The organism is Streptomyces sp. NPDC059787 (assembly GCF_042732315.1).
Taxonomy (GTDB): domain Bacteria; phylum Actinomycetota; class Actinomycetes; order Streptomycetales; family Streptomycetaceae; genus Streptomyces; species Streptomyces atrovirens.
This window is the reverse complement of the sequence record NZ_JBHWHX010000005.1, coordinates 13,554-28,995: the sequence shown is the minus strand read 5'-3', so window position 1 is coordinate 28,995 and position 15,442 is coordinate 13,554. Positions and strand designations below refer to the sequence as shown.

11 protein-coding genes are annotated in these 15,442 nt (G+C 72.2%); 2 read left to right on the top strand and 9 right to left on the bottom strand.

The genetic code is table 11. The annotated features are described in order from the left end of the window. Positions 1–70: 70 nt before the first annotated feature. The 9 genes from ACFV5H_RS06305 to ACFV5H_RS06265 form a co-directional block, all read right to left on the bottom strand. Positions 71–1,177, bottom strand: coding sequence for a pseudouridine synthase (locus tag ACFV5H_RS06305; RefSeq protein ID WP_385047553.1), 1,107 nt, complete (start codon positions 1,175–1,177; stop codon positions 71–73). Further along, complete coding sequence (scpB, locus tag ACFV5H_RS06300; protein WP_385047556.1) at positions 1,177–1,830, bottom strand: SMC-Scp complex subunit ScpB; 654 nt, start codon at positions 1,828–1,830, stop codon at positions 1,177–1,179. The genes ACFV5H_RS06305 and scpB overlap by 1 nt, the downstream gene beginning before the upstream one ends. Next, positions 1,827–3,014, bottom strand: coding sequence for a segregation and condensation protein A (locus ACFV5H_RS06295; RefSeq protein WP_385193291.1), 1,188 nt, complete (start codon positions 3,012–3,014; stop codon positions 1,827–1,829). Before ACFV5H_RS06295 ends, scpB begins: the two co-directional genes overlap by 4 nt. Before the next feature lie 411 nt (positions 3,015–3,425). Next, positions 3,426–3,977: a hypothetical protein gene (locus tag ACFV5H_RS06290; protein WP_385047557.1), complete on the bottom strand. Its 552-nt coding sequence runs from the start codon at positions 3,975–3,977 to the stop codon at positions 3,426–3,428. After that, positions 3,962–5,098, bottom strand: a complete 1,137-nt coding sequence (locus tag ACFV5H_RS06285) for a ParA family protein (RefSeq protein WP_079194887.1) — start codon at positions 5,096–5,098, stop codon at positions 3,962–3,964. Before ACFV5H_RS06285 ends, ACFV5H_RS06290 begins: the two co-directional genes overlap by 16 nt. Positions 5,099–5,510: 412 nt before the next feature. Further along, complete coding sequence (gene ald / locus ACFV5H_RS06280; RefSeq protein WP_385193289.1) at positions 5,511–6,626, bottom strand: alanine dehydrogenase; 1,116 nt, start codon at positions 6,624–6,626, stop codon at positions 5,511–5,513. Between the two features lie 145 nt (positions 6,627–6,771). Further along, complete coding sequence (locus ACFV5H_RS06275; RefSeq protein ID WP_385193141.1) at positions 6,772–8,832, bottom strand: tetratricopeptide repeat protein; 2,061 nt, start codon at positions 8,830–8,832, stop codon at positions 6,772–6,774. A 272-nt stretch (positions 8,833–9,104) separates the two neighbouring features. Beyond that, positions 9,105–9,731, bottom strand: a complete 627-nt coding sequence (locus ACFV5H_RS06270) for an NUDIX domain-containing protein (protein ID WP_385047566.1) — start codon at positions 9,729–9,731, stop codon at positions 9,105–9,107. Between the two features lie 119 nt (positions 9,732–9,850). Next, positions 9,851–11,518 (bottom strand): CTP synthase, encoded by a 1,668-nt coding sequence (locus ACFV5H_RS06265; protein WP_385047568.1) that lies wholly within the window; start codon positions 11,516–11,518, stop codon positions 9,851–9,853. A gap of 462 nt (positions 11,519–11,980) precedes the next feature. Between ACFV5H_RS06265 and ACFV5H_RS06260 the strand changes: the two genes are divergently transcribed. Beyond that, positions 11,981–13,783 carry a glycoside hydrolase family 15 protein gene (locus tag ACFV5H_RS06260; protein WP_385047611.1) on the top strand — a complete coding sequence of 601 codons (1,803 nt, stop codon included), beginning with the start codon at positions 11,981–11,983 and terminating at the stop codon, positions 13,781–13,783. Positions 13,784–13,835: 52 nt separating this feature from the next. After that, a partial coding sequence (locus ACFV5H_RS06255; protein WP_385193139.1) for a PucR family transcriptional regulator occupies positions 13,836–15,442 on the top strand: 1,607 nt, incomplete at its 3' end.

Here is a 15,442-nt window from a genome sequence, read left to right as displayed (position 1 = left end):
CCCCCCTTTAATAGTCGCGGTGACTATTAAAGGGGGGTGCGGGTCAAGCGCACAAGCCCTCGGAGGCCCTTTAGAGGTCGACCTCCTGCATCAGCATCCCGACCTCGGTGTTGGACAGCCGCCGCAGCCAGCCCGACTTCTGGTCGCCCAGGGTGATCGGCCCGAAGGCGGTGCGCACCAGCTTGTCGACCGGGAAGCCGGCCTCGGCGAGCATGCGGCGCACGATGTGCTTGCGGCCCTCGTGCAGCGTCACCTCGACGAGGTAGTTCTTGCCGGTCTGCTCCACGACCCGGAAGTGGTCCGCGCGCGCGTAACCGTCCTCGAGCTGGATGCCGTCCTTGAGCCTCTTGCCCAGGTCGCGCGGGATCGGGCCCACGATGGCCGCCAGGTACGTCTTCTTCACGCCGTACTTGGGGTGGGTCAGCCGGTGCGCCAGCTCGCCGTGGTTGGTGAGCAGGATGACGCCCTCGGTCTCGGTGTCGAGCCGGCCGACGTGGAAGAGGCGGGTCTCGCGGTTGGTGACGTAGTCACCGAGGCACTGCCGGCCCTCCGGGTCCTCCATGGTGGAGACGACACCGGCGGGCTTGTTCAGTGAGAAGAACTGGTACGACTGCGTCGCGACGGTCAGGCCGTCGACCTTGACCTCGTCCTTCTCCGGGTCGACCCGCTTGCCCTGCTCGAGGACGATCTCGCCGTTGACTTCCACCCGCGCCTGCTCGATCAGCTCCTCGCAGGCACGCCGGGAGCCGTAGCCCGCGCGGGCGAGCACCTTCTGCAGCCGCTCGCCCTCCTGCTCGGCGCCGGGGAAGGTCTTGGGCAGTTTGACGTCCTTCTTGCCCGCGTACCGCTCGCGGTTGCGCTCCTCGGCCCGCGTCTCGTACTCACGGGACGTGGCCGGGGCGCTGCGCCCCCGCTGCTGGGGCCGCTTCGGGCCGCCCTTGGCGCCGCCTCGGGCCGAGGGGCCGCGGCCCGACTTCGGACCGTCCTGGGTGGCGCCGGGTCCCACGTCGTAGCGCCGCTCCTCCGGGCGCGGCTTCTTCGGACGGCCGCCCTGTTGGTTGTCGCGGTTGCCACCGGCGCCGCGGTGGCCACCGCCGCTCCCGCCGCGGCCGCCGCTGTTGCCACCACGGCTCCCGCCGTTGTTTCCGCTGCTGTTCCTGCCGCTGCTGCTTCGCATCAAAGTTCCGTCTTGTCGTCTGCGTCCTCGGAATCCGGGGCGTCCGGATCGAACGACGGGACCGCTTCCAGCGTCTCGGCCTCGATCGCCTCCGCCTCCGGGAGGAAGGGCGCGAGCTCCGGGAGCTCGTCCAGACCGCGCAGGCCCATCCGCTCCAGGAAGTAGTTCGTCGTCGTGTACAGGATCGCACCTGTTTCGGGTTCCGTGCCCGCCTCCTCGACCAGACCGCGCTGCAGGAGGGTGCGCATCACGCCGTCGCAGTTGACTCCGCGCACGGCGGAGACGCGGCTGCGGCTGACCGGCTGGCGGTAGGCGACGACCGCGAGGGTCTCCAGGGCGGCCTGGGTGAGCCGGGCCTGCTGGCCGTCCAGGACGAAGCCCTCGACGGCGACGGCGTACTCGGGGCGGCTGTAGAAGCGCCAGCCGCCCGCGACGAGGCGCAGCTCGAAGCCGCGGCCCTGGACGGTGTACTCGTCGGCCAGCGCGCGCAGCGCGTCCGCGACCTGGTGTCTGGGGCGCTCCAGTATCTTCGCCAGGTGCTCCTCGGTCGCGGGCTCGTCCACGACCATGAGGACCGCCTCCAGGGCGGGCCTGAGGTCGAGCTCCGCGACGGTGCGCGGCCCGGCGGGGGTGTCGGTCGTCTCCTCGTTCACGGCTTCCTCTCCTCCTCGGGCTGCTCCGGCGGCCGGTCGAACTCGTCGGTGACCGTCGGCGCGGCGTCCCCGTCCCCGCCGGTCCAGCGCACGGTCAGCTCGCCGAGCGCGGCCTCCTGGTCGAGGGCGACGGCCTTCTCGCGGTACAGCTCCAGCAGGGCCAGGAAGCGGGCCACGACGGTCAGGGTGTCGTCCGTGTCCTCGACGAGGGCCCGGAAGCTCGCCTCACCCAGCTCCTTCAGCCGCACGACGACGATCCCGGCCTGCTCCTGCACGCTGACCAGCGGGGCGTGGATGTGGTCGACGTACACCTGCGGCTTGGGCCTGGGCTGCATCGCCTTGACCGCGAGCCTGGCGAAGCCCTCGGCGCCGATGCTGATGACGACCTCGGGCAGCAGCTCGGCGTGGTGCGGCTCGAGTCCGACGGTACGGGGGTGGCGGCGGCCCTCGTCCTCGAGGCGCCGGCTGAAGATCTCGGCGATCCGTTTGTACGCGCGGTACTGCAGCAGCCTCGCGAACAGCAGGTCCCGGGCCTCCAGGAGGGCGAGGTCGGCCTCGTCCTCCACCTCGGCGGCGGGCAGCAGCCGGGCAGCCTTGAGATCCAGCAGCGTGGCCGCCACGACCAGGAACTCGGTCGTCTCGTCCAGGTCCCAGTCGGGCCCCAGGGCCCGGATGTACGCCATGAACTCGTCGGTCACCTTGGACAGCGCGACCTCGGTGACGTCCAGCTTGTGCTTCGAGATCAACTGCAGCAGCAGATCGAACGGCCCCTCGAAGTTCGCCAACCGAACCTTGAACCGCCCGTCACCGTCCTCGGCCTCGTCCGCCGCCGGAGCACCGCCCGCGGGCTCCGCCCCGGCCCCGGCGTCACCGGGCGTGGCGGTCCCCGCCCGGCCGACGCCGATCGCGCCGGTCCCGGCCCCGGACGCCTCCGCCACCGCGGGTTCCTGTCCGCCGGACACGGCCACCGTCCCGCCGACGGCCGGAACGTCCGGCCCTGCCGCACGCGCGACGGTCTCCCGCGTCGGTGGCGTCCCCGGCTCACCCGGTGAAGACCCTGCGGGGAAGACCTCGCCGCCCACCCGCGCCGGGGTCACCGCGCGGGCCCTGGGCCCCGCCTCTCCGGGCACGACGGTCCCGTACCCCGGCGCAGCCACCGGCTCGGCCGGCGAGGAACACCTCAGGCGCGCCTCCTCAGCCCCGGCGACCGTGCCCTCCGGCACCGTCCCCGGCTCGTCCGCGTCCGCGGACGCCCCGCGCGGCGGCGTGGCCGCCGGACCCGACTCGCCGGGCTCGGCGGCCCCACGCTCCGACGTCACCGGCGCGACCGGCGAGACGACCCGCGCGGGAGGTTCGGTGCCCGGCGTGTCCTCGGGCGTGCCGTGGGTCGGGCCCGGCTCCTCACGCTCGGCGGCCCTGCTCTCCGACGCCACCACCGGTGAGGGGCCCGCGGGAGTCCCCGCGCCCTCCTCGGGCGCCCCCTGCCCGGGTGCCGGCGGCGCCGCTCCCGGGCCCCGGCCCAGGGTGCGGCGGCGGGGCGGGCGGGCGCCGGAGGCGGGGGTGTCGTTCGAGGTCATGGCCTCCGCAGGCTACCGCTACCGTCCACGGAGGCGTCGTACGAGGATGCTGGCGTCCCCGCGGCTCTCCAGGTCGGCGAGGACCACGGCGACCGCCTCGCGGACGATGCGGCCCCGGTCCACCGCCAGCCCGTGCTCGCCGCGCAGCACCAGACGCGCGTGCTCGAGGTCCATCAGCTCCTCGGCGGACACGTACACGGTGATCTTCTCGTCGTGCCGCTCACGGCCGCTGGGCCGTCGTGACGCCGCCCGCCCCCGCTTGCCGCGCTGAGCCTCACCGTCCTGCGCCGGCTGACGCCGCCCGGAGCCCGCCGCGTCGCGGCTGCGGGACTCCCCGGCTCCGTCCGGCTCCGCGTCCGCCGCGACGTGCTCCGCGCCCTCGCCGCCCTGCGCGGGCACCGACTGCGGCGCGTCCTCCACGGCGGCCGCCGCCGCGTCGCCCTCCCCCGCGGGTGCGGGGACACGGGCGTCGCCGTTGGCCTGGCGCCGGGGGGTCGACGCCTGGAGCGCCGTCCCCCCTGTCGTACGGAAGAGTTCGTCGGCCCCCGGCAGACTCACTCGGCGTGACACCGGGCGAGCACCTCCCTGGCGAGCTGGCGGTAGGCGGCGGCACCGACGGAGTTGGACGCGTACGTGGTGATCGGCTCACCGGCGACCGTGGTCTCCGGGAAGCGGACCGTGCGCCCGATGACCGTGTGGTAGACGTGGTCGTCGAACGCCTCGACCACACGCGCGAGCACCTCACGGCTGTGCACCGTGCGCGAGTCGTACATCGTGGCGAGGATCCCGTCGAGCTCCAGGTCGGGGTTGAGCCGCTCCTGGACCTTCTCGATGGTCTCGGTCAGCAGCGCCACACCGCGCAGCGCGAAGAACTCGCACTCCAGCGGCACGATCACCTTGTGCGCGGCGGTCAGCGCGTTGACCGTGAGCAGGCCGAGCGAGGGCTGGCAGTCGATCACGATGTAGTCGTAGTCGTCCATCAGCGGCTTCAGTGCCCGCTGCAGCGTGGACTCGCGCGCGACCTCGCTCACCAGCTGCACCTCGGCCGCCGACAGGTCGATGTTGCTGGGCAGCAGGTCCATGTTGGGGACCGCGGTCTTCAGCAGCACCTCGTCGGCCGCCATGCCCCGCTCCATGAGCAGGTTGTAGACGGTGAGGTCGAGCTCCATGGGGTTGACGCCGAGACCGACCGACAGCGCGCCCTGCGGGTCGAAGTCGACGAGCAGCACCCGGCGTCCGTACTCCGCGAGCGCGGCACCCAGGTTGATGGTCGACGTGGTCTTGCCGACGCCGCCCTTCTGGTTGCACATCGCGATGATCTTCGCGGGACCGTGGTCGGTCAGCGGACCCGGGATCGGGAAGTACGGCAGCGGGCGCCCGGTCGGGCCGACGCGCTCACGGCGCTGGCGCGCCGCGTCGGGCGCGAGCGTGGCCGCGTACTCGGGATCGGGCTCGTACTCGGCGTCGGGGTCGTAGAAGTGCCCCTCGGGCAGTTCGTCGTAGTCGGCGAAATGGTTGTGGGGCGCGCCACTTCCGTCGCCGGCCATGGCGTTCACGTGATGGCCATCCATGCTCTGGGGTGCTGGTTGAGTCACCACCGAAGTCCGGTGACTCCGGTGGGCTGCGAAGGTGCGCACAGCTACGGAGCCGACAGCAGCGAATCCCGCGGGCTCCTGGTCCGGCGCAGGCATTCCTGGGTGACCACCCCCGGGAGTAAATGTCGACTCATTCACAAGTCGTCTTACCTCCTTGGTGACCAGGAAACTTCTAGACAGGTCAGCGTGGCACCATGCCGACGATTGGCGACTCTATGGCGTGTCGGCCGTCCGCAGCAACACAATCCGCCGGACCCGGCCCGATGTGTCGGCAATGAAACATCCCTCTGTCAAGGGCGTACGGCCGTCGCACGGCAGGTTTCACGGGTGTGCGAATCGGTAGAAGAGTTACGTTCGAGGCGAGTTGCCCCGGAAACAGGAAGTGACCATACACACATCCGGCCGGACCTTGTCGGGCAAGGTCCGGCCGGGTACGTGACGTTGACGTCCGGTGTTGACGTATCGCCTTTGCTGACGGACGACTTGGTCGACTTACCGTCCTGGCGGCTCAGCCGAGCAGGGAGGCGAGCTCCACGTGCTCCAGGCCGTGTGCCTCGGCGACCTCCTTGTAAACCACCTTGCCGTCATGCGTGTTGAGCCCCTTGGCGAGCGCGGGGTCGCGGCGCAGCGCCTCCACCCAGCCGCGGTCGGCGAGTTCGACGATGTACGGCAGCGTGGCGTTGGTGAGCGCGTAGGTGGAGGTGTTGGGCACCGCGCCGGGCATGTTGGCGACGCAGTAGAACACCGACTCGTGGACCTTGAAGGCCGGCTCGGCGTGCGTGGTCGGGTGGGAGTCCTCGAAGCAGCCGCCCTGGTCGATCGCGATGTCGACAAGGACACTTCCGGCCTTCATCCGCGAGACCAGCTCGTTGGTGACCAGCTTGGGGGCCTTGGCACCGGGGATGAGGACCGCGCCGATCACGAGGTCGGCCTCCAGACAGGCCTTCTCCAGCTCGAAGGCGTTGGAGACGACGGTCTGGATCTTCGTACCGAAGATCCTGTCCGCCTCGCGGAGCTTGTTGATGTCCTTGTCGAGCAGGGTCACGTGGAAGCCCATGCCGATGGCGATCTGCGCGGCGTTCCAGCCGGAGACGCCGCCGCCGATGACGACGGCCTTGCCGGCCAGCACGCCGGGGACGCCGCCGGGCAGCACACCGCGGCCGCCGTTGGCGCGCATCAGGTGGTAGGCGCCGACCTGCGGGGCCAGCCGGCCCGCGACCTCGGACATCGGGGCGAGCAGCGGGAGCGCGCGGCTGGGCAGCTCGACCGTCTCGTAGGCGATGGCGGTGGTGCCGGACTCCAGGAGGGCGTCCGTGCACTCCTTGGACGCGGCCAGGTGCAGGTAGGTGAAAAGGGTCTGGTCCTTGCGCAGGCGGTGGTACTCCTCCGCGATGGGCTCCTTGACCTTCAGCAGCAGGTCGGCGGCGGCCCATACCTCGTCGGCGGTGTCCAGGATCTGCCCCCCGGCGGCGATGTACTCGCCGTCCGGGATCGAGGAGCCGACGCCGGCGCCGCGCTCGATGACGACCTGGTGGCCGTGGCGCACCAGCTCGTGCACGCCGGCGGGGGTGATGGCCACCCGGAACTCGTTGTTCTTGACTTCGCGGGGGATGCCGACCTTCACGTGGATCACGGTCCTTGGCTCAGAGGGTATGGGGGTATTGCTGCACATACCCGGGCACGCATGGGCACACCGGGAGAGACCGCAGGAGATGGTGCGGCAGAGCCAGTTTAATGAAGGTGTTCTCGCTGTCTAGCCTTTCATTACTTCAATCTTCTGCGGATGAGCTACGGATTTCGTAGGCGTTAGCTCCGTGTTCCGGCTCTGAGTCGTCCTCCAGGGCCTCCTCTGCCAGCATGCGCTCGGCCGTGTCCCGGTGCAGCGCGGCCGACGCGGGGTCGCCGAGGTGCCCGAAGGAGTCGGCCAGCCGCAGGTGCAGCGCGGCCTGCAGGCGGGTGTCCTCGGCCCGGCCCGCCCACTCCACGGCCTCCAGGCAGGTGCGCAGCGACTCCTCGAGCCGACCCGCGTACTCCTGCACCCGGGCCAGTTCGCTCAGGGCCCGCGCCTGTGCGGCCACGTCCCCGTTCTTCCGGTGTCCGGCGACAGCCGCGCGCCAGTTGCGCAGTGCCTCGCCGTAGCGGCCGGCGTAGGTGTGGGCGGCGCCGATACGGCCGTAGAGCCGGGCGGCGTCCTCGCGCTCGCCGCGGGCCAGCCGCTCGGCCAGGGCGCGGCCGAACCAGTCGGCGGCCCGGTCGTAGTCCCCGAGTTCCAGATGGGCGCCGCCCACGGATTCCATCGCGCGGCCGGTGGCGTACGGGTCGTTCGCCTCGCGTCCGGCGTCCAGCGCGGCCCGGTAGCGCCCCAGGGCGTCGGCGGTGCGGCCGGTACGGGCGTCGAGGTCGCCGAGGTTCAGCAGGGCCGCCGCCCGTTCGCGGGGCAGGTTCCGGCGCTCGGCGACGTCGAGGACCAGGCCGTGGATGTCGTACAGGTCGCTCGCGGCGGCCTGGGTGCCGAAGTGGGCCACCATGGCCCGCACGAGCTGGGACATCAGGCGCCGGGCGAGGGTGTCCAGCTCCCCGTCGGCGACCGCGAGCCGCGCGGAGGCCAGCAGGGCGGGGCGGCGCACGCGCAGCCAGTCGGCGGCGGCCCGCGGGCCGGGGAAGCGCAGGGCGCTCGGCATGCCGAGGAGCTTCTCGCGCGCCCGGGGGCTGTCGGTCTCGGTGATGGCCCGGCACGACTGGAGCAGCCGGACGGTCCGCTCCAGCATCCGGGCGCGGGCCAGCCGCAGCTCGGCGGGCCGCTCGTGGTCCTCCGCGAGGGCGCCGATCAGGGGCTGCAGACAGCAGGGCACCTCGTACTGCGGCAGCGGCGAGCCGTCCACCGGGTGCAGCAGCCCGTGGGCGGCGAAGTCGTCCAGAGTGGCACGGGCGGACTCCACCGAGCAGCCCGCGAGGGCGGCGGCGGTGTGCGGGTCGACCAGACCGGCCGGGGCGAGGCTGAGCAGCCGCAGTGTACGGGCGGCCGGCGCGGGCAGTGAGGCGTGCACGAGCCGCAGGACGCGGCTGACGACGGTGTCCTGGCCGGGGTCCGTGTGCAGTTGCCTGGCGAGGTCGGCGACGGCGGCCTTGGGCCGGGCGGCGAGCCAGCCGCCGGCCAGCACCAGGGCGGCCGGCTGGCCCTGGCACTGCTCGGCGAGCCGCTCGGCGGCCCGGGGGTCGACCGTGATGCGCACCGCTCCGGTGAACCGGGACAGCACCTCCACCGCGGACTTGGTGTCGAGACCGCCGAGGGTGCAGGGGCGGACGTCCGCGATGCCGGTCAGCGGCCCCGAGGAGACGGCGACGGCCAGGCAGTCCGGGTTGTCCGGCAGCAGCGCGTCGACCTGCCCGGCGTCGGCCGCGTCGTCCAGCAGGAGCAGCGCCCGGCGGTCGGCCAGCGCGGTGCGCAGGGCCTCGCTGAGCTCGTCCTCCGTAGCCCCGGCCGGGGCGGGCGCCGCCAGCGCGTCGAGCAGCTCCCGCGCGGCGCGCTCGACGGGCACGCGCGTGCCGTCGGGTTCGCTCAGCCGGGCGCGCAGCACGCCGTCGGGGTAGCGGTCGGCGACCTGGCGCACGAGTTCCCCGGCGAGGGCGCTCCGCCCCGAGCCGGGCCGGCCGGCGATGAGCAGCACGCGCGCGCGGGGCGCCTTTCGGCCGGAGAGGGTGTCCAGTCCCGCGCGCTCGATGTCGGCGCGCAACTCCTTCAACTCCCTGGTACGGCCCAGGAATCGACCCTCGCCGGCGACGTCCCGAAGGAGCCGCACACCGTCCGGGTCCACCACCTGATCCGTCACGGGCCTCACTCCCGTCCCACCGCGCGCGCAAGCCCGCCGGGGCTCCGGACCGGGCGTTTTCCAGAGCCTAGTTCACACTCCGCGACGTTCCGCGAGGAGCGCTGAGCCGGGACAGGACTCCCCCCGATCGGATCAACCGATCGTAGGACCGTCGGCTCGACAGCACCGGACGCATCAGCCCCTCCGGCGTTCGAGGAACGGGGTCCGGGGCGGAGCCCCGGGTTCGGGACGGAAAGGGGCGGCGGAGGCGATCAAGGGCACCCCCGTCGGCGTCACGCCTCGAACGGCCGCGCCGGCCACGGCGCCTGAGCCGGACGCAGCGCGTCCAGACCGTCCCCGGCCCGCGCGGCGACCAGTGAGAGGACGCCCACCACCAGGCAGTTGTTGTGCAGCTCGCCGGCGAGCACGCCGCGCACCAGCTCCTCGACGGGGACCCGGGCCAGCTCCATGTCGGCCTCCTCGTGCTCGACCTCGAAGCGGTCGCCCTCGGCCTCGGACAGCCCCCGCGCGAGGAAGATCCGTACGGCCTCGTCGCAGCCGCCGGGCGTGGTGTACACGTCGGTCAGCACCCGCCAGTCCTCCGCCTTGACGTGTGCCTCCTCGTACAGCTCGCGCCGGGCGGCGTGCAGCGGGTTCTCGCCGGGCACGTCGAGCAGGCCGGCCGGGATCTCCCACAGCCTGTGGCGCACGGGGTGGCGGTACTGGCGCAGCACCAGGACCCGGTCGGCGTCGTCGAGGGCGAGGACGGCCACGGACCCGGGGTGGACCTGGTAGTCGCGGTGGACCACGGTCCCGTCGGGCATGACCACGTCGTCGGTGCGGACGGAGGTCTTGTTGCCCGTGAACGGGGTCCCGGTCCCGCGGACCTCCCACTCTTCCGGGGTGTCCTTGATCGTCATGGCTGTCCTTCCCGACGTACGGCGGCCGTGCGCGTGCCGTGCGTGCACCTGTGCGAAAAAGTGGCCGGGGCGCGCACCTTTTGAAGGTTCGCGCCCCGGCCACCGTACAACCGGGTGTGTTACTTCGAGATCTTCCGCTCGACCGCGGCCTTCACCAGGCCCGCGAAGAGCGGGTGCGGACGGGTCGGACGCGAGCGCAGCTCCGGGTGCGCCTGGGTCGCGACCAGGTACGGGTGGACCTCGCGCGGGTACTCGACGTACTCGACGAGCTTGCCGTCCGGGGAGGTGCCGGAGAAGACGATGCCCGCCTTCTTCTCCAGCTCCGCGCGGTAGGCGTTGTTCACCTCGTAGCGGTGCCGGTGGCGCTCCTCCACGTACTCCTTGCCGTCGTACACCTCGCGCACGATGGAGCCCTCGGCCAGCTTCGCCGGGTACATGCCGAGCCGCATGGTGCCGCCCATGTCGCCCTCACCGGCGACGATGTCCATCTGCTCGGCCATGGTGGAGATCACCGGGTGGGCGGTGCCCGGGTCGAACTCGGTGGAGTTGGCGTCGGAGACGTCCGCGAGGCTGCGCGCGGCCTCGATCACGATGCACTGCAGGCCGAGGCACAGGCCCAGCAGCGGGATGCGGTTCTCGCGGGCGTACTTGATCGCGCCGACCTTGCCGAGCACACCGCGGTCGCCGAAGCCGCCGGGAATGCAGATGGCGTCGACGTCGCCGAGCTGCGCCTGGGCGCCGGCCGGGGTCTTGCAGTCGTCGGAGGTGACCCACTTGATCTTCACGCGGGCCTTGTTGGCGAAGCCGCCCGCGCGCAGCGCCTCGGTGACCGAGAGGTAGGCGTCGGGCAGGTCGATGTACTTGCCGACCAGGGCCATGACGATCTCGTGGTCGGGGTTGTGGACGCGGTCGAGCAGGTCGTCCCAGGTCGTCCAGTCCACGTCCCGGAACGGCAGGTCGAGCTTGCGCACGACATAGGCGTCCAGGCCCTCGGAGTGCACGACCTTCGGGATGTCGTAGATCGAGCGGGCGTCGGGGCAGGCCACCACGGCGGCCTCGTCGACGTCGCACATCAGCGAGATCTTCCGCTTGATCGCGGTGGGCACCTCGCGGTCGCAGCGCAGCACGATCGCGTCCGGCTGGATACCGATGTTGCGCAGCGCGGCGACCGAGTGCTGGGTCGGCTTCGTCTTCAGCTCACCCGAGGGGCCGATGTACGGCAGGAGCGAGATGTGCACCACGAACACGTTGTCCCGGCCGACCTCGTGCCGGACCTGGCGGACGGTCTCCAGGAACGGCAGCGACTCGATGTCGCCGACCGTGCCGCCGACCTCCGTGATCACCACGTCGACCTCGTCGGTCGCCATGCGGCGGATGCGGTGCTTGATCTCGTTGGTGATGTGCGGGATGACCTGGACGGTGTCGCCCAGGTACTCGCCGCGCCGCTCCTTGGCGATCACCGTCGAGTAGACCTGGCCGGTGGTGACGTTGGCCGAGCCGTCCAGGTCGCGGTCGAGGAACCGCTCGTAGTGGCCGATGTCCAGGTCGGTCTCGGCGCCGTCGTTGGTGACGAACACCTCACCGTGCTGGAAGGGGTTCATCGTCCCCGGGTCGACGTTGAGGTACGGGTCGAGCTTCTGCATCACGACGCGCAGACCCCGGGCCTTGAGCAGCATGCCCAGGCTGGAGGCGGTGAGCCCCTTGCCGAGCGAGGAGGCGACACCCCCGGTGACGAAGATGTGCTTGGTCGTCGAGGCTGTGCTGTTTCGGAAAACAGTGGGCGGCATGGCCAAGAGGGGGCTCCCGTGGTCGCGGCTTGTGGGTGCGGTTCCGGGGCTTTCTCGCCCACCGGTCCACGGGCTACCAGCGTATCAGCGCCGCGGAGGGATGGCGCCCGGCCACGCTCCGCGCACGCGCCGCCACGGGTGAGCACCGCACACGGGACCCTCACCCGTTGGTCACTCGTTCGGCGGATCCCGGTTCTGCGGAGCGGCACACAGATCATCTACGTGCGTCGTATCCTGCTCGGACACTCGCTGCCGAGCCCGGCCGGCCGAACGGCACCACCCCCGCCCGTGACCTCCGGAACAACGTGAGCTCGTCAGTTCGTTGAGCAGAGATGGCGCTTTACATGCAAGGCTGGGCGACTGTTTCGCTTCACAGCTCAACGACGCATTTCAAAACCCCTTGACCGCACCAAGCGACAACCCCCCTTGCGGGGTGACGTGGCCGTTCGACTGGAGTTGCACGTGGCCGGGCGCATCGAAGACTACGCACTCATCGGAGACATGCAGACCGCCGCGCTGGTCTGCCGGGACGGCACAGTCGACTGGCTGTGCCTGCCCCGTTTCGACTCCCATGCCATCTTCGCCGGCCTACTGGGCACCGAGGAGCACGGCTTCTGGCGGCTGGGGCCCGCGCACGCCGACGACGCCGAACCGCCCACGGCGACCCGGCGCGGCTACCGCGGCGACTCGCTGATCCTGGAGTCGGAGTGGGACACCCCGCGCGGCACGGTCCGGGTGACCGACTTCATGCCCCCGCGCGACGGCGCCCCGCAGCTGATCCGGATCGTGGAGGGCGTCTCGGGCCGGGTCCCCATGCGCTCGGCGCTGCGGATGCGGTTCTCCTACGGCAGGATCGTCCCCTGGGTGCACCGGCACGAGGGGCGCACGGTCGCCGTCGCGGGCCCGGACTCCGTGTGGTTCGACACCTCCGCCCCGACCTACGGCGAGGAACTGACCACGTACGCGGACTTCACCGTCGCGCCGGGCGAGCGGATCGCGTTCACCATCTCCTGGGAGCCCTCGCACAAGCAGCCGCCGCCGCTGCCGGAGCCGGAGCAGTCGCTGGAGGCGACCGAGGAGTTCTGGCGCGAGTGGGTGGAGCACTGTACGTACCACGGCCCCTACCGCGAGGCCGTGATCCGCTCCCTGATCACGCTGAAGGCGCTGACGTACGCCCCGACCGGCGGCATCGTGGCCGCGCCCACCACCTCCCTGCCGGAGGACATCGGCGGCGTCCGCAACTGGGACTACCGCTACACCTGGCTGCGGGACGCGGCGATCACCCTGTCGTCGCTGCTGCGCACCGGCTACCGCGAGGAAGCCCGCGCCTGGCGCGAGTGGCTGCTCCGCGCGGTGGCGGGCGACCCGGAGAACCTGCAGATCATGTACGGCATCGCCGGTGAGCGCGAGCTCGGCGAGGCGGAGCTCGACTGGCTGCCCGGCTACGAGAACTCCGCCCCGGTCCGGGTGGGCAACGGCGCCGCGCACCAGCTCCAGCTGGATGTGTACGGCGAGGTCACCGAGGCCCTGCACCTGGCCCACATGACCGGTCTGGCCCGCAACGACTACGCCTCGCTGCTCCAGCTCAAGCTGATCCGCTACCTGGAGAAGCACTGGCAGGAGCCGGACGAGGGCATCTGGGAGGTGCGCGGCCCGCGCCGCCACTTCGTGCACTCCAAGGTGATGGCCTGGGTCGCCGTCGACCGCACCATCAAGCTGATCGAGTCCGGCGACGCCGACGGCCCGCTGGAGGAGTGGAAGCGGCTGCGCGACGACATCCACCGGGACGTGTGCGAGAAGGGCTACGACAAGGAGCGCAACACCTTCACGCAGTCCTACGGCTCGAAGGTGCTGGACGCCTCCCTGCTGCTGATCCCGCAGATGGGCTTCCTGCCGCCGGACGACAAGCGGGTGATCGGCACCATCGAGGCGATCCAGCGCGAACTGTCCACGTCCGACGGCTTCATCCTGCGCTACCCGACGGAAGGCGAGCACGAGGGCGTCGACGGTCTGCCGGGCGACGAGGGCGCGTTCCTCGCCTGCTCGTTCTGGATGGCGGACGACCTGGCGATGATCGGCCGGGTCGACGAGGCACGGAAGCTCTTCGAGAAGCTGCTCTCCCTGCGCAACGACCTCGGCCTGCTGGCGGAGGAGTGGGACCCGCACCTGAAGCGCCAGGTCGGCAACTTCCCCCAGGCCTTCAGCCACGTCCCCCTCATCGACACGGCCCTGCGTCTGACGGCCTCGGGGGCGTACGGGGGCTGAGGTTCCGGCCCCGCGGATGTACCGCCGGCATCCGCGCAGGTAGCGTCCCGGTATGGACAGCGGATACGACACCCGGGGCGCCGGGATCACCGTGCGGCGGGCGCTGGAGCTGCCCGGGCTGCGCGGTGGGCTGCCGGAGGTCGTGGCGGGCGCCGACCGGCTGGGGCGCACGGTGCGCTGGGTGCACGCCGGTGAGGTGCCCAACATCGCCTCGCTGCTCAAGGGCGGCGAGCTGCTGCTGACCACCGGGTACGGGCTCGGCACCCGCCCCGCCGACCAGCGGGCGTTCGTGCGCACGCTGGCCGAGCGGGGCATCGCGGCCCTCGTCGTCGAGCTGGGCCCGCGTTTCTCCCGGCTGCCCGCCGCCCTCGTCGACTCGGCCAGGTCGGCGGGGCTGCCGCTGGTCCAGCTGCACCGTGAGGTGCCGTTCGTGGCGGTCACCGAGGAGATCCACACCGAGATCGTCAACGGGCACTACGCGCTGCTGCAACGCGCGGAGGAGGTGCACCGCCGGTGTACCGAGGCGCTGCTGGGCGGCGGCGGGGTCCCCCGGGTGCTGGAGATCCTCGCCGGGTTCACCGGCAACCCGGTGTTCCTGGAGACGACCGACGGCCGGCTGCTGTACGCGGCCGGCGAGGGGCCCGAGGGCGCGGACCCGCTCCAGGTGTGGGAGGGGCTGCGCGACCGGCACCAGGACGACCCCCCGGCCGGTTCGGCGCTCGTGGACGTGCCCGGTGGCGGCCCCGGCAGCGGCGGCGTACGGGCGCGGCTGGTGCTGCTTCCGGTGCGCAGCGCGCCGGAACCGGTGCACCGCATGGCGGCCGAGCGGGCGGCCGGCCTGCTCGCCGTGGTGCTGATGCAGGCGCGTCAGGAGGAGGAGCTGGCGGCCCGGGGGCGCGGGGACTTCCTCACCGACCTCGCCGAGGGCCGTGTCGGCGCGGCGGACGCGCCCGCGCAGGCGCGCGTGCTGGGCTTCAAGCCGGGTACCGGGCCGCTGCTGCCGGTGGTGATGCGGCTCGGCGACGCGCTGTCCCCGCAGGGCGGCGGCTGGGCGGTGCTGGTCCGCGCGGTGGGTGAGGAACTGGCCTCGCTCGGGGTGCCCGTCCTGCTGGGTGTGCGGCCGGTGGAGGGGCGGGTACCGCTGCTGCTGGGGCTCCGCGCGGAGGCCGAACGGCCGGCGGTCGCGGACCGGGTGGCGGCGGCGCTGCGGGCGGGCGCGGAGCGGGCGGGAATGCTGCGGCCCGGGGGCCGGCCGCCCGTCGTGGTGGTCGGGCCGGCCGGCGGCTGGGCGGCGGCGTCGACGGGTCTGCGGCACGCGGCGGAGACGGCGACGGCGGCGCAGGGGCTGCCGGACCGCCCCTGGTACGACGCCCGGCGGCTGGACATCGACCTGCTGCTGTGGCGGCTGCGCGACCACCCGGACCTGGCGGACTTCGTGGACCGCGCGATCGGTCCGGTGCTGGACCACGACCGCCGTTCCAAGCCGCCCCTGCTGCCCACCCTGGAGACCTACCTGGCGCACGCCGGACGCAAGGCGGAGACGGCCCGCGAACTCCATCTGAACCGGCAGACGCTCTACAACAGGCTCGCCCGCATCGGCGAGTTGCTGACCACCGACCTCGACGACCCGCACACGGCACTGGCCCTGAACCTGGCCCG